Here is a 16,945-nt window from a genome sequence, read left to right on the forward strand (position 1 = left end):
TAATCTCCTCTTATTGGCAAGCTTCGCAGTCCGGATCCAAAATGGAGCACACTTTGGGTTCTTCAATTTTTACTGCATTAAGTGCCCCATCTGCGATGGTTGATTTTTCAGCATTGGTCGCGCCCATACTGCGTAAGTAATAGGTAGTTTTTAAGCCTTTTATCCAGGCGTATTTATACAGTTGATCCAGTTTTTTACCGGACGGTTTAGCCATATAAATGTTGAGTGACTGCGCTTGATCAATCCATTTTTGGCGACGGGAAGCCGCTTCAACCAGCCAAATGGGGTCAATTTCAAAAGCAGTGGCATAGCGCGCTTTTAATTCGTTGGGAATGCGGCTAATGGGTTGTACGCTGCCATTGAAATATTTCAAATCATTTACCATGACCTCATCCCATAGGTTCAATGCTTTCAAGTCCGCAACCAAATAGGGATTTATTACCGTGAATTCACCCGATAAATTCGATTTCACATAGAGGTTTTGATAAGTCGGTTCAATGGATTGCGAAACACCACAGATGTTGGAAATGGTGGCGGTGGGCGCAATGGCCATCACGTTCGAATTACGCATCCCCTGGGTACGAACCTTCACACGCAAACTTTCCCAATCCAATCGTTGTGAGCGATCCTGTTCAAGATATTTATTGCGAGCCTGCTGCAATAAATTAATAGAATCAATAGGCAGTATCCCCTTGCTCCACAATGAACCTTCATAGCTGGAATAATTGCCGCGCTCTTTAGCCAGTTCACAGGATGCTTCAATGGCGTAGTAGCTTATCAATTCCATGGAAACATCGGCAAATTCCACAGCTTCTTGGGAGGCATAATTAATTTTTAATTCATAAAGCGCATCCTGAAAGCCCATTAAGCCCAAGCCGACTGGCCGGTGCTGCAAGTTTGAATTACGAGCTTGGGGAACGGAGTAGTAATTAATATCAATCACGTTATCCAACATGCGCACTGCGGTGGTAATGGTTTGTTTAAGTTTTTCATTATCCAATTGGCCGTTGCGAATGTGTGCGGGCAAGTTAATACTGCCTAGGTTGCAAACCGCAATTTCATCTTGTGAAGTATTTAAGGTAATTTCTGTGCATAAATTCGAGCTATGAATCACACCCGCATGCTGTTGAGGTGAGCGAAGGTTGCAAGGATCCTTAAACGTTAGCCATGGATGGCCTGTTTCAAAGAGCATGGACAACATTTTTCGCCATAACTTAACCGCGGATAAGGTCTTAGCGTTTTTAATTTCTCCACGGCGAGCTTTTTCTTCGCATTTGGTGTAGAACGCTTCAAACGCTTTGCCATACTCTTCATGCAATTCGGGTACTTCATCGGGAGAAAAGAGGGTCCATTCACCATCTTCATGAACTCGTTTCATGAATAAATCCGGAACCCAAAGTGCTGTATTCATGTCATGAGTACGTCGTCGATCATCGCCGGTGTTTTTACGAAGTTCTAGGAATTCTTCAACATCGCGATGCCAGCATTCCAAGTAGGCGCAAACCGCTCCCTTTCGTTTACCCCCCTGATTCACAGCAACAGCGGTAGCATCAGCAACGTTTAAGAAAGGGACAACGCCCTGGGACTTGCCATTGGTGCCCTTGATGTAGGAACCCATAGCCCTAACGGGTGTCCAGTCATTACCGAGGCCGCCGGCAAACTTTGATAATAGGGCATTATCTTTAATGGCGCTGTAGATGCCATCCAAATCATCTGGAACAGTGGTTAAATAACAGCTTGAAAGCTGGGGCCTTACTGTACCTGAATTAAACAATGTTGGCGTAGACGACATGTAATCAAAGGAGGATAAAAGCAGGTAAAATTCAATAGCCCGTTCGTTTTTCTCGGGTTCACGAATTGCCAATCCCATAGCTACCCGCATAAAGAAGGCTTGAGGCAGCTCATAACGTTCGCCATTTTCATGGATGAAATAGCGATCATAAAGAGTTTGCAAGCTCAAATAAGTAAACTGCATATCCCGCTGAGGCAGCAAAGCTTTGCCAAGTTTATCCAAATCAAATTCTGCTAATTTATGATCAAGTAAGCCTTGATTAATGCCTTGTGCCAAATAAGCCTTGAAGTAGGCGGGATAAAGTTCTGCCATTTCGTCGAATGTGGCTTCCGTTTGCATTTGCAGCTTGTTTAAGGCTTCTGAGCGCAAACTGTCCAATAACAAACGGGCACTGACATAAGTGTAATTGGGCTCTTTCTCAACCAGAGTACGAGCTGCCATAATCAGCGCTTTATGAACGTCTTCCAATTTCGCCTGGTTATAAAGGTTACGTAAGGCATCTTTAATAACGGGTTCTGCACTGACATTGTCCAAATCCCGGCAAGCTTCATTAACAATGGTTTTAACACGCTCCATGTCGAGAGGCTTGATCTCGCCGTCCGGCATGGTAATTAAAGGTACTTTGGCATCACGAGCTTGTTGCTTGAGTGCGTTTTCACGAACTTTGCGATGCTCTTCGCGATAAAGGACATAGGCACGAGCTACTTCATAATGACTGCTGCGCATCAAGGCTAATTCAACCTGGTCCTGGATGTCCTCAATGTGAATAGCCCCACCGCTGGGTAAACGACGCTTGAATGCTTGGGTTATTTGCTGCGTTAATTGGTTAACTTGCTCATGAATGCGGTTAGATGCGGCGGCATTACTTCCTTCTATGGCAATGAACGCTTTGGTGATGGCCACTTTAATTTTATTGTCATCATACTGGACGACTTTGCCATTGCGTTTGATGGTTTTTAATACACCTGGAACATTGGCGGCCAATTCCAGTTGACCTGTTTGCGGCACATCTTTTACCGGCTCAAGAATTTCAGACATGTTTTTCCCCCAAGGAAGCTGTTTTTCTTATTGATAATCTGTGCTGATTCGATCCGTGAAATCACAGTTCATATTTGAAATTTTAGCCTAGTTTAGGCCTGGGCACAATATAAAAACACTATATCTGGTTGCGTGCATAATAAACACTCACTATATATTGTGTTTTTTTAAATAGGTCAAGAGAATAAGCTGTGGATAAAATGTTAACCTCTTGTGTAAACTTATCAGTTGAGTCTAAGCCTATAAAAACAATGAGTAATTTATTGGAGAAAGGTAGAAAAAATGATCAGCCTTTCCTTAATATGCGGAAATAACCATTTTATTTAGCGGGGAGGTTTGCAGAGGTTGGCAAGTCAATGGCGATTTTTTTTCCAAAACTCAGCCTTAATGAATTAAGAATGGCAAGAACGTCAATCAGTTCTTGCAGAAGGGCACCGGCAACCGGGGGAATAAAGCCAAAAGCTGCGAAACCCATGCCAATAAGACTCAACAGCATACCGCCTAGGGCACTCTGCAAGGCAACACGACGAGTTTTTAAGCCAAGATGAATTAACTCATCGACCTTAATAAAAGTATTGTCCAGAATCACAGCTCCAGCAGACTCTGCAGTGATATTGCTGGATTGTCCAAAAGCAATACCGACAGTGGCTGCCGTTAATGCTGGGGCATCGTTGATGCCATCCCCCATGAACACTGTAGGAGCTTTTTTGCATTCTTCCCGAACAATATTGAGTTTTTGCTCAGGGCTTTGGGAGGCATGAATGTCTTTGAGGTTAAGCAATTCACTTAGATACTTAACTTCGGATTCACGATCACCGGAAACAATCATAATTTTTTCAAAAGCATGGGATGGTCCCAGGTGACGGATGAAAGATTTACTTTCTTTACGCGGTGCATCATGAAAAGAGAAAGCGGCGGCAAACTGGTTATTCAAAAGAACAATGCACTCCAGGCCATGTTCAATTGGGGGAAGCTCATTAGCTTGTGTCGGAAATTGGTCTTGGAATTTTTTTCGGCTACTGACATGAACCGTTTGCCCATCAATGATGCCGGTTAAGCCTTGCCCTGGTTTTTCTGATACATGCGAAGCTTCGAGCAATTCTAAATTCCTGTCCTTGGCTGCTTTAAGGATGGCTTTAGCTAAAGGATGTTTGGAGTATTTTTCAAGACTGGCGGTATATTGCAAAATTTTATCATCATCAATATTCTGCGCGCGAATCTTAGTTAATTTAGGTTCACCGTAAGTCAAAGTGCCCGTTTTGTCAAAAATGGCTGTCCGGCAAAGAGGTAATCGCTCAAGAACAGTAGGATCGCGAATGATGATGCTAAGTTTTGCTGCCCTGGAAATGGCGCCAATTAGGCTAATGGGTATGGCAAGCAGCAAAGGACAAGGTGTTGCAATAACCAGGACAGACAAAAACCGTATGGCAGAACCTGTGTAATACCAGGCAAGGCCAGCTAGAATCAAGGCAATGGGAGCAAAAATGGCCCCTATTTGATCGCCTAAGCGTCTTAAGTTGGGCCGCTTTTGCTCTGCTTCCCTAAGGACTTCCACAATGGCTGCATACCTGGAATCAGAGGGCAATTTGCTCGCTTCGATGGTTAGGGGGGATTCACCATTGATAGCTCCTGAGAAAACCTGCGTTCCCGGGGCTTTAGCAATAAGATAAGGTTCGCCGGTCAGATAGGATTCATCCATATACCCATGACCCTCAATAACGTCCCCATCAACCGGACAAGTTTCAAAAGGATAGACCACCACAGAATTGCCAATCCTAAGCTCATCAAGGTTAATATCTGTAATGCTTTGCCCATCCTTACGATGAGCTTTGGCAGGCATGCGCGCGGCCAAGGCCATAAGAACTGAAGAAGCTTTGCGCATGGCATATTGCTCAAGGCTTTGTCCACTGGCTAACATGAGAATAATTAACGTTGCTGCCAGGTATTCATGCAAAATAACGGAAGTAAGTAGGGCGAGGGCTGCCAGCGAATCTGCACCAAAATTACCCCGGAACAATTTGAAAAGGATGGCTAAAAACAACGGAATGCCGCTTAAGATGATGATAGCAATCAAAGGCAGTTCGGCCAAAGCTGAGGCAAACCATCTTAAGCAAAGGTGAATCAAAATAGCCAATAGGGAACCTAAAATACTCCAGGGTTGCCAATTGAAATGGTGGAGGGTAAAGGACATGCCAAAATTATTGAATAAACAATTTTAAATAATAAACATAAGATAAAATTTACTGCAATAGCACGCATTCAGGAAAAATCGTTGAAAATTAATAGTTTTGGGGCGTCATGACTTGCGGGCTTTAACGATAATGGCATCGCTGACGTTTGAAAAACCATGTACTTCCAATTGAAAAGAATCCAATTGCGCGCGTAATTGGCTGGAGCTTCCTCCATCTAGATTTAGAGCATTTTGGCAATTTAAGGGGGCAGCCTTCATAAGCTGGGCTAACTCGGTGGTGGATAAAGGCAAATTGTCGGTGACCAAAATGATAACGCGGCCATCATGTGTTATACCCAATGCAGAGCGTTCTGCCCGTCCGGCTTTCAACGGTGGTATGCGATTGTTAACCAATAATCTTGGGCCGCTTTGAATTGCAAAGTCAATTTGATTGTTGGCTCTGAATTGGTTTGCGCTAGTCAAATAGGGTTTATGGTTTTTAATGTAAAAAACACCCCACCAACTGATATTTTTAAGCGGTGCTTTCTGGCGTTTATTATAAATTCGCAAGCCTAATGGCTTAAAATTATTATCAAAAAAACCGCCGTTGATGGCGAGTAAGGCATGCGAAAATTGCGCGTATTCATTGACAGAAGCATGATCACGGGCTAATTCACTGGCTGTCACGATGGATAAATGATTTTTTTTTAAATCGATGCGAAAAGCATGTATATGCGACCAGGGAGTTAAAAAATTGCCATCCAAATCCTGATATTCAATGCCAGGTGCCAAACTTCGCCATTCACTGTTGGCTAAAGGGCAGGAGCTAAAAGTCAATAAGAAGACTAACAGCGGCAATAATTTTTTAATTGAATTGTACCATAGAGAGATAGCAATGGTTTGCCTGAACATATTAATCTTGTATCCTTGTGAACTACAATTATTGCTGCGGGATTACCATGCGAACATTATCGGAAAATAACAATAGAGAGCTAGAGAAGTCAACCAAGAATTTATTGGAATTAATGCATGATGTTCTTGATCGGGCCAAAGCCCAGGGAGCTACTGATGCCATGGTCTCCATCAATCAAGACAGTGGTTTTTCCGTAGACATCAGGATGGGCGAAGTTGAGACGGTTTCCTTTAATGAGGATAAAGGAGTTAGTCTTGTCGTTTATATAGGGCAGAGAAAAGGCGCAGCCAGTAGCACAGACACCTCCTCATCTGCTCTTGATTCTTTAGTGAATGCAGCTTGTGATATTGCAAAAGTGAGTGCTGAAGATCCATGTTTTGGCCTTCCTGATCGTGAGTTGATGACCAAAACATTTCCTGATCTGGACTTATATCACCCTTGGTCAATAACGCCTTCAGAGGCAATTGAGGAGGCCCTGGCTTGCGAATCATATGCCCTGAGCCTGGATAAACGCATTGTAAATTCTGACGGCGTCAACTTATCCACTCATGCCTTCTGCAATGGCTTTGCGAATACATACGGCGGAGAAGGAATTATTCGCAGTACGCGCCATAGTTTAAGTTGCTCGCTCATAGCAAAACAGGATGAAAGCATGCAACGGGATTACGATTATACTACCGCAAGGTATGCCGAAGGTTTGCGTGCTTTTAAGGAAGTCGCCAAAAATACCGTTGAAAGAACCACATCCCGCCTTGGGGCCAACCCCATTAAAACTCAAAGGGCGCCCGTGCTGTTTTCATCACGGGTTTCAAGCGGCCTCTTATCCAGTTTTATCAATGCTATCAGTGGCGGGAATTTATACCGAAAAAATTCATTTTTATTGGATTCTTTACAACAACAAATTTTTCCGAAAGGCTTCAAAATTTATGAGCAACCCTTTTTATCACGAGGCTTAGGCAGCTCGCCCTTTGATGCCGAGGGAGTGCCCACACGCAATAATATTTTCATTGAAAATGGCATTTTGCAGCAATACGTTTTGGGTTGTTATTCTGCGCGCCGTATGGGTCTTAAAACCACCGCTAACAGTGGCGGTGTCCACAATCTCACTATTGATGCCACAGCTGGAGATTTGCAAGACTTGATTGAACAAATGGATAGAGGTCTCCTGGTGACTGAATTGATGGGCCAAGGTGTAAATGGTTTAACGGGGGATTATTCCAGAGGAGCCAGTGGCTTTTGGGTTGAAAACGGCCAAATTCAATATCCTGTGGAAGAAATTACCATAGCAGGCAATTTGAAGGAGATGTTTAAAGATATTATTGCAGTGGGAACTGATATCAATCCAAACATTTCAACCCACTGCGGTTCAATTCTTATTAAGGAGATGATGATTGCAGGGCGATAATCTCTAAAGTCACTACAAAAAGGTAATGTTCCTACCCAACGTTAGAAATGCAATTTAGTTTATTTCTGCCTCAAATAATAAACCTGCCATAAGGCAGGCTTATTATTTGAAAAAGCATTAATAGTGTGGCTTGCAACAAATTCAAGAAATTATCTTTCATCACTTTACCCCCCTTTAATAGGTCCACTGAGGTAGCTCTTTACTGAGATGAGCCCCATTTATGAGCAACATAGAAGATATAAATGCTTGATTCTTATTCATTAATCATTAGAATAAATTTTTTTGACAATAAGGATCGGTGATGAGCAAGAATCATTTTTTATCACTTGCGACGGGTGTTTTTCTACCCATTGTGGTGTCAGCGGGCTCAATGGGAGAGCCATTTCAGCCAACTTGGCAGTGGGTGGGTGCTATAAGCGCAGGACCCGCGTGGACTAGAACTTTGCAAAATCAAACTTTGTATTTAGCCCCTGAAATAGAGAAAGCCTACATTGCTAATAAACACACGGATGCTTTAGCATCAGGGGAGCTGTTTTTGGGTTTGCAAGAAGCTTTTTCTCCGGACTGGCATGGGCAGATAGGACTGGCTGGGGTTGTATCTGGTAATGCCAAGCTGCAAGGAATTATTTGGGATGACGCGGATCCACAATTTGCCAACTATCGTTACGACTACAAGTTATTTCATAGCCATATTGCGGTGAAAGGCAAATTATTTAAGGAGTTGGGTTATTGGGTTACCCCCTGGGTCAGTGGCAGTTTAGGCGTGGGCTTTAATCGCTCCTACGATTTTAATAATAGCCCTTTGATTCCTGAGGCTCTGGCGAATTCCAATTTCAGCAATCATACGAAAACGGCGTTTACCTACACTGTGGGGGCTGGTGTTCAAAAACATCTGGGTGCACACTGGAGTATTGGCGCGGGTTATGAATTTGCCGATTGGGGTAAAAGCGAATTGGGCAAGGCAGCTGGCCAGCTGTTTGATAACAGGCTCAAATTAAATCATCTCTATTCAAACGCTGTTCTTTTTAACCTAACTTATCTTGCCTAAGGACATTCTTATGATGCGAACTTTTATATTGCGTAGTACCCTTGGCGCTGCAATTCTTGGATTACAGTCAATGGCCTTTGCAGGTGCTCCACTATGGACGTTTACAGCTTTAACCAATACATCCTTTTCCATAAATCCGACAGAGACTGCTACCGTTCAATATACAGTTATTAATCAGTCTCAAAAAGCTAAAGTTTTAGTGCTGGACTCAACATTTACTCCCGGAGTGCAACAAACCTCCCCCTGTATTTTGGCACCTAAAAGCCAAATGGGCAGTTGCCTATTAACCCTCACAATAAATGGTAATGCTATACCCGCAGCGGGCGTTCATGGAGGCCCCGTCCTCTGTCAGGCTAACGGCGATGGTAGCCCTAATCGAAACCAATGTTATCAGCCTGCTGCCGGTGCGATGCTCAATATACAAAAAGCAAACGCGCCACAGCTTGCCCCCATAGCGATCACATCAGGTTTGCCGCTGCACCTTAAGACCTTTGGCTCTACACAAACCATTACCTTAACCAATCTTTCCTCCAACATTACCGCGACCAATATCAATGCGCTTTTTTCAGGAACTGCATTGGAAGGCAAGGTAAGTGCGTCGACTTGCACCTCTGTTGCTCCAGGCGCAAGCTGCACCATGACTTTTACTTCAGCACGCATGGCGGTTGCTCCAACAACATTTACCATCCAGGGCACAAATACCACCGTAACCACTGCCACACTAAATGTTCGTGAATCAGTTATTTTTGTGACGGATGCCGGCAGTAATTCAGTTTATAAGTGTCCCATAGATGATAATGGTTTAGTTCAAGAGTGCGTTGATTCTGGTGTGGGAAGCATATTTGCTCAGCCGCAGGGTATTTCTGTCAATAATACAAACACCTATGCCTATGTAGTGAATGCCAGCTCCAATAGCGTTTATAAGTGTTCTATTAATTCTGACGCTTCGTTTTCCAACTGCAGCGATGCTGGCGGCCAGGATAGTGTTCCCTTTACTGTCCCTGTAGGCATTAGCTTAACCGCTGATGGGAACTATGCCTATATTGCCAACAGCACCAGCCCTAATCAATACATATCACTCTGTCCAATAACTGCCAATGGAGATTTTGGTGAATGTACGATTGCTGGTTCGACTAGCACCCCGGGCTATACATTCCTTCCTAATGGCATTACTCTTAACGCCAATAACAGTCGTGCTTACATATCTGCTCCTTTTAATCCCGAACAGCTCTTCATCTGCAATATCGGTGCAAATCGTAATTTGAGCAATTGTGTTCCTAGTGGGCAGTCCTTTGACGGGGCTCATGCGATTGCCATCAATAGTAATCAGACGGTAATTTTTATTACGAGCACCGGAGTTAGTGGAGGTGTTTCGCAATGCGTACTGGATAACAGCACAGGATTGATCAGTTCTTGCAGTCTTACAACAGGCTTTTCTTCGCCGACAGGCATTGCGCTGAATGCGGAAGGAAGCCTGGCCTATGTTTCGAGTTACACGGCTGGCACTGTAAATAGTTGTAGCTTAGGGGTTACCTCTTTAAGCAACTGCGTGCCTTCACCGGTTGTTAGTGGCTCACCTAACTTGCAGTTCCTCGCATTAGCTTGATAATCCACCTGCTAAAAGCTAGGCTGCGTGTTTAGCGGCCTAGAGCACAGTTCAAACTTGCCCAATAAATTGGGCAAGCTGTCTTTTTCCCCTGGAATAAGCTTTTGGCAGGGGATAATTATGATGCCTTTAAAATTCAACAAAAGAAAAGCGGAACTTTAATTGACCCCAAGGGGACAAAAGGCTATTTAGACTTGTATGTGTAAAAGGCTCGATAAAAGCTTCAGTGTTATAAGAGCGATAGGCTGGGGGATCTCGAGCAAGGACTGGTGAGAACACAAGAATTCGATGATGAACCCAGACGATGCCTTCCATTGCCTATTTGGCTCGGATGGTTGCGACTTATCCGAGCCTAAAAATTCTAAGTTGGGTAGAACCCAACTTAACTCATTAAAAGAGTACCGTCAGGCAACTGCAGGAAAAATGATGTTTAAATAGCAACTTAAACTGCAAAGAATTAATTCTTATCGCGAAAAATAATGCGCCCTTTGGTCAGATCATAAGGCGTCAACTCAACTTTAACCTTGTCACCGGTCAAGATGCGTATATAATTTTTGCGCATGCGTCCTGAGATATGTGCTGTTACGATGTGGCCATTCTCAAGCTCTACTCGAAACATGGTGTTTGGCAGGGTGTCAATTACGGTACCAAGCATTTCAATATGATCTTCTTTTGCCATGGGGCTCCCAAATAAAAAATGTGAATGTAATAAAGCGCAAATAGTGCACTAAAACAAGCAAAATGGCAATTAGCTGTTTTGTGCTCGACAAAGGCTTAATTGATTTCAGGTGGTCCAACGGCCTTGTCGTGTTGGAAATTCCAGGGCTGATTTCAACAACTTTAGAAATTCTGAGCGGCTAATTATTTCAGCCCCCAAACTAAGCAGGTGTTCGGTAGGTAGCTGACAATCTATAAAGTGAAAATCCCATGCCTGCAAAGTTGCACAAAGGTAATACATGGCCATTTTGGAGCTGTCGCGTGTTCGATGAAACATGGACTCGCCAAAAAAAGCCTTACCCATGCTGATGCCATAAAGCCCGCCACTCAATTGGTCATCCTGCCAGATTTCAAAAGAGTGGGCATAGCCTAAATCATGCAATAGATTATAAGCCGTTTGCATCTCATCAGTTATCCAGGTGTGGTTTATGCGGCCAGGACTTGAAGCACAAGCGGCAATTACTTCCGAAAAGGCACAATCAATGGAGAAATGATGGGGTTTTTTGAGAGACTGTTTTAAGCTTCGGGACAGTTTGAAATGAGTGGGTTTTAAAATAAGCCTTGGATTGGGCGACCACCATAAAGGAAGGCAATCAGGTTCAAACCAGGGAAAAATTCCCATCCGATAAGCGGTTAACAATCGCTCTGCTGTTAAGTCGCCGCCGATAGCGAGCAATCCCTGTTCATCCGCTTGCGAAGGATCAGGGAAATCGAAATGATTGCTCGCTAAAAATCGAATGGGTGCTATCTTTACTTCTCCAGAGTATCCAGGAATTTTTCTGCATCCAAAGCCGCCATACAGCCAAAACCAGCTGAAGTGATGGCTTGCCTGTAGACATGATCGGCCACATCTCCGCAGGCAAATACGCCAGGAATGTTGGTGGCTGTGGCCATGCCATCCAGACCAGATCGAATTTGAATATAACCATCTTTCATGTCAAGTTGGCCTTTAAAGATGGCTGTATTGGGATCGTGACCAATTGCAATGAAGACGCCATCGAGGGAGAGCTCTTGTTCGCTATTGTCCTTGATATTACGTAAGCGTACACCAGTCACTTTCATATTGTCCCCAAGTACTTCTTCCAAAGTATGGTTCCATACCAGTTTGATGTTGCCGCTTTGAGATTTTTCAAGCAATTGGTCTTGAAGTATTTTTTCCGCACGTAAACTGTCTCTGCGATGAATTAAAGTCACGGAAGCAGCAATATTGGACAGATATAAGGCTTCCTCAACGGCAGTGTTGCCCCCGCCAACTACGCAAACGGTTTTATTGCGAAAGAAAAAACCATCACAAGTGGCGCAAGCAGAAACTCCTCGTCCTTGATAGGCTTTTTCAGAATCCAGGCCTAAATAGCGGGCTGATGCCCCGGTAGCAATAATCAAGGCATCGCAAGTATAGGTTTCGCTATCACCTTGCAAGACAAAAGGACGTTGTTGCAAATCGGCTTTTACAATATGATCGAAAATAATTTTGGTTTCAAAACGTTCGGCATGTTTTTGCATGCGTTCCATGAGGGCAGGGCCTTGTAGGCCTTCTACATCCCCTGGCCAATTGTCCACATCGGTAGTCGTTGTTAATTGCCCACCGGGTTGCATACCTGTAATGAGAACGGGCTTAAGGTTAGCACGGGCGGCATAAACTGCAGCAGTATAACCTGCCGGACCAGAACCCAGAATTATTAGGCGATGGTGATTGCTTTCGCTTCTCATCTCTGCCTTCCTTATTAATTGTGTTAAGATGGCAAATATTATGACAAAATAACAAACAATGAAATAGCTATGGGAAAACAACAAGCCAGCAGCCAGGCTGCTAACCGTAAACAAACCTTACCAACATTTTTAATTCGACGTATCAGTGAAGGTGGTTTTATCATAGTATTAACCATAGCACTGTTTGTTCTTTTGTCACTAGTAACCTATGACACGAGCGACCCAAACTGGCTGCAAACCAGCAAAGGCAAAGAAGATATAAGCAATGCTGGAGGTCAGGTTGGAGCATGCATTGCCGATGCTCTCTATTACGTCTTCGGCTATTTTTCATTTCTAATTCCTCTTGTTTTTGTGTATCTGGCATGGTTAATTTCAAAAGATCATCGCGCACTCCGAGGCATTAACAAGCCAGCCATGCTGCTACGAGGCAGTGGGTTCGTTTTTATGATGTTGGGAGGCTGTGCGCTTTTAAGTCTAGATTCGCAAATTGCTTTGAATGCAAAACATTCCGCTGGAGGTGTTTTAGGGGGGTTTATAGCGGAGGGTTTTAATTACTCCTTGGGCCTGCAAGGTGCTTCTCTCCTACTGGCAGCGATTTTTCTCGTTGGTACCACGCTATTGACTGGGTTATCCTGGATTTATGTAGTTGAATTGATTGGATGCTATTCTTCTTTGGCAGCCAGTTGGCTCTTTCGCACCACTTTGGCTAGTTCAAGAATAATAAGAGCACGCTTTAAAGGGTTTAGGCATAAGAAATCCATTTTTCCCAATGAAACAGTTGAGCGCAAAAACGCTACTACCAAAAAGGAAAAAGAGGACAACATCCCTCAAATTATATCCACTGGCCAGGCCAGTGCAAAACCTCAGGTAATGTCCACGCCAGCGCCCCAAGTGACGTCTATTCCTTCGCTCGCCCCAGTACCTCAAGTTGTACCTGCAACTCAAGGTATACCTAGCTTGGGAACTCCTCTGCCAGTACAAACTATACTTTCGCCAGGTCTTTCAGGCGCAGCCACTGAAAAATTAAAGGAGAGCCCCCGTGTTGCTAAATCTCCCGCGCAAGTTTCAGGCAATCTACCTTCTTTAAGCCTCCTGGACAAAGGCATTCAAGGCAAGCCTATGGGAGGTTATAGTTCCCAGGAGCTCGAAAATGTATCCCGTGAAGTCGAACAGCATCTTTTGGATTTTGGTATTCAGGCTGATGTGGTTGCTGTCCACCCAGGCCCTGTGATTACCCGCTTCGAATTGCAGCTGGCAGCCGGCATTAAGGTCAGTAAGCTCTCGGCCTTGGCCAAAGATTTGGCTCGCTCTTTATCTGTCATTAGTGTTCGCGTGGTAGAAGTCATACCTGGAAAAACGGTGGTAGGGCTGGAATTGCCAAATCAGCAGCGTAATATGGTGCGCTTGTCTGAGGTTTTATCAGCTGATGTGTATCAACAGGCGCATTCTCCTTTGACTTTGGCGCTTGGCGTGGATATTGCCGGACATCCCATGGTAGTTGATTTGGCAAAAATGCCTCATCTTTTGGTGGCAGGGACAACCGGATCAGGTAAGTCGGTGGGCATTAATGCCATGATTTTGAGTATTCTTTTCAAATCAAAACCGGAAGAAGTGCGCCTGATTATGGTTGATCCAAAAATGCTTGAATTGTCAATTTACGATGGCATTCCGCACTTATTAACACCGGTAGTGACCGACATGAAAGAGGCGGCCAGTGCCCTTCGCTGGTGCGTGGGTGAAATGGAGCGGCGTTATCGTTTGATGGCTGCCCTGGGGGTGCGTAATCTTGCTGGCTTCAACAGTAAGCTGGCAGAAGCAAATGAACGAGGCGAGCCCATAACGGACCCATTATGGAAGCCTGGAAGTTCCATGGAAGAGGAAGCCCCTGTTCTGCAATCTCTGCCTTATATAGTGGTCATCATTGATGAATTAGCAGATATGATGATGGTTGTAGGTAAAAAAGTTGAGCAGTTAATTGCACGCATTGCACAAAAGGCAAGAGCCGCAGGTATTCATTTGATTTTGGCCACCCAAAGACCTTCTGTGGATGTATTAACGGGTTTGATTAAATCCAATATACCAACCAGAATTTCTTTTCAGGTCTCATCTAAAATTGATTCTCGCACCATCCTTGATCAACAAGGCGCAGAACAGCTGTTAGGCCATGGGGACATGCTTTATCTTGCTCCTGGAAGTGGTGCCCCCTTAAGGGTCCATGGTGCCTTCGTGGATGATAAGGAAGTCCATCGCATAACTGATGACTGGCGAGCTCGTGGAGAACCTGAGTACATCGATGACATTACCAGCCTAAGTGAAGGTTCTGAAGGTGGTTTTGGTGAAGAAAGCCAAAACACTGAAGAAGCTGACCCCTTGTACGATCAAGCGGTTGAATTTGTAATCCAAACTCGAAAGGCCAGCATTTCGGCTGTTCAACGCCGTTTTAAAATTGGCTATAACCGAGCTGCTCGTCTTGTTGAAGAAATGGAACGAACCGGCATCGTTGGACCATTGGATGGTGGATTTCGTGATGTACTGGTTAATACTATTACTGAGGATTAATTATGAAAAAACTAGCCTTACTCCTGTCGCTGTTATTTAGCAGCATGGCATTTAGTGATTCCGCAGGGGATGTGTTGCAAAACAAGCTCAATCAAATTCGAAGCCTGAGTGCCAATTTTGTTCAGGTCGTTAAGTCAAAACAAAAAGAATTGTCAAGATCCACAGGAACAATGGCTCTGGAAAGACCTGGGCGATTTCGTTGGCAGACCAAAGATCCTATGGAGCAACTCGTGGTAGCGGACGGGGAGCAATTGTGGGTATACGATGTTGATTTGGAGCAAGTGACGGTTAAAAAACAGGAAAAAGGAGTAGGCGGTACGGCAGCTTTGTTTTTGAGTGGCTATAATGACACGGTGACAAGAGATTTTGATGTGAGTGAAGCGACAAAGGGTAATACTCAGGTCTATGATTTACGTTCCAAATCAAATAAAGCCAACTTTGAAAGAGTCAAATTAATTTTTGTAGCCGGAGTCCTAAATGGCATTGAAATGTATGACCAATTGGGGCAACACACCATAGTTAATTTGAAAAATGTAAAAACCAATCCCAAACTGACATCAAATTTATTTAAGTTCAAACCACCAAAAGGAACGGATGTGGTTCAACAATGAGTTTCAACACATGCAATCAAGAACGCCATTGGCCGAGGTGCTCCGGCCATCGCATTGGAATGAGGTCATCGGCCAAGATCATTTATTAGGAGCCGGCAAACCATTAAGAGTAGCTTTTGAATCAGGACAACCTCATTCCATGATTCTCTGGGGGCCTCCGGGTGTAGGTAAAACAACTCTGGCCAGATTAAGTGCTAAAGCATTTGATTGCGAATGGATCGCACTCTCGGCTGTGCTTTCAGGGGTCAAAGACATTCGTGCCGCTATTGATGAAGCAAAGCACAATTTGGAACAAAACCGTCATACCATATTATTTGTTGATGAAATACATCGTTTTAACAAAGCTCAACAGGATGCGCTTTTACCGTTCACTGAATCAGGATTGATCACAATCATCGGCGCCACGACTGAAAATCCATCCTTTGAAGTCATTTCTGCACTTTTATCGCGGGCACAAGTTTATGTGTTAAAAGCATTAAATGAGGCGAACTTGCGGGAGTTGCTGCAACGAGCCAATGAAAAGTTGTTAAGCCATTTGCATTTCAATGAAGAAGCAACCCGGCAGTTGCTTGCATACGCTGATGGCGATGCGCGTCGATTACTGAATCTGTTAGAACAGGTTAATACCGCTGCCAAGGTGCAGGGAAGTATGGAAGTGACGCAAGAGCTCATTCAAGATGCCCTGAGCCCCGCCAACCGTCGTTTCGACAAAGGGGGTGAACACTTTTATGATCAAATTTCAGCTTTGCATAAATCCGTTCGTGGCTCTCATCCCAATGCAGCACTTTATTGGTTGTGTCGCATGCTGGATGGCGGTGTTGACCCACTCTATTTGGTACGTCGTATTATTCGTATGGCGTGGGAAGACATTGGCTTGGCCGATCCCAGGGCGATGCAATTGGCGAACGAAGCGGCGGCAACTTATGAACGTCTAGGCTCTCCTGAAGGCGAGTTGGCTTTAGCTCAAGCCGTTATCTATTTGGCAGTTGCTCCAAAAAGCAATGCTGGATACAAAGCTTTTAATGAGGCTATGGCCTTTGTTAATCATGATAAATCCAGGGAGGTGCCTTTGCATCTTCGCAATGCGCCAACACGATTAATGAAGGAACTAGGCTATGGCCGAAAATATCGATATGCTCATGATGAGCCGCATGCTTACGCCGCAGGAGAAACCTACCTTCCTGAAGGTATGAAAGAACACAAGTGGTATCAACCCACTACCAGAGGGTTGGAAGGGAAGATTTCTGAGAAATTGGACTTTCTAAACAATCTGGATTTAGAGGCCAACAAAAATAACCCCTCCAAGAACTAGGGTTATACAATAACTTATGTTAAGTTATGCTTCTGAAAAAGATTAGCCTCTCGATTAATCGAGT

Annotated in this window: 12 protein-coding genes; 6 read left to right on the top strand and 6 right to left on the bottom strand. The window is 44.2% G+C overall.

Annotation, left to right across the window (positions count from 1 at the left end):
• Positions 1-10: 10 nt before the first annotated feature.
• From EL203_RS04375 to EL203_RS04385, 3 genes are all read right to left on the bottom strand, one after another.
• Positions 11-2,830, bottom strand: coding sequence for a ribonucleoside-diphosphate reductase subunit alpha (locus EL203_RS04375; RefSeq protein ID WP_058470339.1), 2,820 nt, complete (start codon positions 2,828-2,830; stop codon positions 11-13).
• A 319-nt stretch (positions 2,831-3,149) separates the two neighbouring features.
• Positions 3,150-5,021, bottom strand: a complete 1,872-nt coding sequence (locus tag EL203_RS04380; protein ID WP_058470338.1) for a heavy metal translocating P-type ATPase — start codon at positions 5,019-5,021, stop codon at positions 3,150-3,152.
• 105 nt (positions 5,022-5,126) lie between these two features.
• Positions 5,127-5,912: a phosphodiester glycosidase family protein gene (locus EL203_RS04385; RefSeq protein WP_058470337.1), complete on the bottom strand. Its 786-nt coding sequence runs from the start codon at positions 5,910-5,912 to the stop codon at positions 5,127-5,129.
• Positions 5,913-5,959: 47 nt separating this feature from the next.
• Between EL203_RS04385 and pmbA the strand changes: the two genes are divergently transcribed.
• The 3 genes from pmbA to EL203_RS04400 all read left to right on the top strand — a co-directional run bounded on the left by pmbA (position 5,960) and on the right by EL203_RS04400 (position 9,972).
• A complete protein-coding gene (pmbA, locus tag EL203_RS04390) occupies positions 5,960-7,318 on the top strand; it encodes a metalloprotease PmbA (RefSeq protein ID WP_058470336.1) in 1,359 nt (452 codons plus the stop codon).
• Positions 7,319-7,619: 301 nt separating this feature from the next.
• Entirely contained in the window at positions 7,620-8,366 is a 747-nt protein-coding gene (locus EL203_RS04395; RefSeq protein ID WP_058470335.1) for an outer membrane protein, read from the top strand.
• A gap of 10 nt (positions 8,367-8,376) precedes the next feature.
• Positions 8,377-9,972 (top strand): NHL repeat-containing protein, encoded by a 1,596-nt coding sequence (locus EL203_RS04400; protein WP_058470334.1) that lies wholly within the window; start codon positions 8,377-8,379, stop codon positions 9,970-9,972.
• Between the two features lie 457 nt (positions 9,973-10,429).
• Here the strand turns inward: EL203_RS04400 and infA are convergent, their stop codons facing one another.
• From infA to trxB, 3 genes are all read right to left on the bottom strand, one after another.
• Positions 10,430-10,651, bottom strand: coding sequence for a translation initiation factor IF-1 (gene infA, locus EL203_RS04405; RefSeq protein WP_044011715.1), 222 nt, complete (start codon positions 10,649-10,651; stop codon positions 10,430-10,432).
• 105 nt (positions 10,652-10,756) lie between these two features.
• Complete coding sequence (gene aat, locus EL203_RS04410; protein WP_232004022.1) at positions 10,757-11,365, bottom strand: leucyl/phenylalanyl-tRNA--protein transferase; 609 nt, start codon at positions 11,363-11,365, stop codon at positions 10,757-10,759.
• Between the two features lie 74 nt (positions 11,366-11,439).
• Positions 11,440-12,399, bottom strand: coding sequence for a thioredoxin-disulfide reductase (trxB, locus tag EL203_RS04415; protein ID WP_058470332.1), 960 nt, complete (start codon positions 12,397-12,399; stop codon positions 11,440-11,442).
• A gap of 69 nt (positions 12,400-12,468) precedes the next feature.
• Here trxB and EL203_RS04420 point away from each other — a divergent pair, with 69 nt between their 5' ends.
• Genes EL203_RS04420 through EL203_RS04430 form a run of 3 tightly spaced genes read left to right on the top strand, consistent with a single transcriptional unit; the run spans position 12,469 to position 16,881 of the window.
• Positions 12,469-14,958 (top strand): DNA translocase FtsK, encoded by a 2,490-nt coding sequence (locus EL203_RS04420; RefSeq protein WP_058470331.1) that lies wholly within the window; start codon positions 12,469-12,471, stop codon positions 14,956-14,958.
• Between the two features lie 2 nt (positions 14,959-14,960).
• Positions 14,961-15,569, top strand: a complete 609-nt coding sequence (gene lolA / locus EL203_RS04425) for an outer membrane lipoprotein chaperone LolA (RefSeq protein ID WP_058470330.1) — start codon at positions 14,961-14,963, stop codon at positions 15,567-15,569.
• Complete coding sequence (locus EL203_RS04430; RefSeq protein ID WP_058470329.1) at positions 15,553-16,881, top strand: replication-associated recombination protein A; 1,329 nt, start codon at positions 15,553-15,555, stop codon at positions 16,879-16,881. Before lolA ends, EL203_RS04430 begins: the two co-directional genes overlap by 17 nt.
• The last annotated feature ends 64 nt before the right edge of the window (positions 16,882-16,945 follow it).

The sequence above is a fragment of the Legionella jordanis genome, from assembly GCF_900637635.1.
Taxonomy (GTDB): Bacteria; Pseudomonadota; Gammaproteobacteria; order Legionellales; family Legionellaceae; genus Tatlockia; species Tatlockia jordanis.

Coding starts and splice junctions, on each gene's coding strand:
- EL203_RS04375 (WP_058470339.1), bottom strand. CDS start 2,830: ATGTCTGAAATTCTTGAGCCGGTAAAAGATGTGCCGCAAACAGGTCAA.
- EL203_RS04380 (WP_058470338.1), bottom strand. CDS start 5,021: ATGTCCTTTACCCTCCACCATTTCAATTGGCAACCCTGGAGTATTTTA.
- EL203_RS04385 (WP_058470337.1), bottom strand. CDS start 5,912: ATGTTCAGGCAAACCATTGCTATCTCTCTATGGTACAATTCAATTAAA.
- pmbA (WP_058470336.1), top strand. CDS start 5,960: ATGCGAACATTATCGGAAAATAACAATAGAGAGCTAGAGAAGTCAACC.
- EL203_RS04395 (WP_058470335.1), top strand. CDS start 7,620: ATGAGCAAGAATCATTTTTTATCACTTGCGACGGGTGTTTTTCTACCC.
- EL203_RS04400 (WP_058470334.1), top strand. CDS start 8,377: ATGATGCGAACTTTTATATTGCGTAGTACCCTTGGCGCTGCAATTCTT.
- infA (WP_044011715.1), bottom strand. CDS start 10,651: ATGGCAAAAGAAGATCATATTGAAATGCTTGGTACCGTAATTGACACC.
- trxB (WP_058470332.1), bottom strand. CDS start 12,399: ATGAGAAGCGAAAGCAATCACCATCGCCTAATAATTCTGGGTTCTGGT.
- EL203_RS04420 (WP_058470331.1), top strand. CDS start 12,469: ATGGGAAAACAACAAGCCAGCAGCCAGGCTGCTAACCGTAAACAAACC.
- lolA (WP_058470330.1), top strand. CDS start 14,961: ATGAAAAAACTAGCCTTACTCCTGTCGCTGTTATTTAGCAGCATGGCA.
- EL203_RS04430 (WP_058470329.1), top strand. CDS start 15,553: ATGTGGTTCAACAATGAGTTTCAACACATGCAATCAAGAACGCCATTG.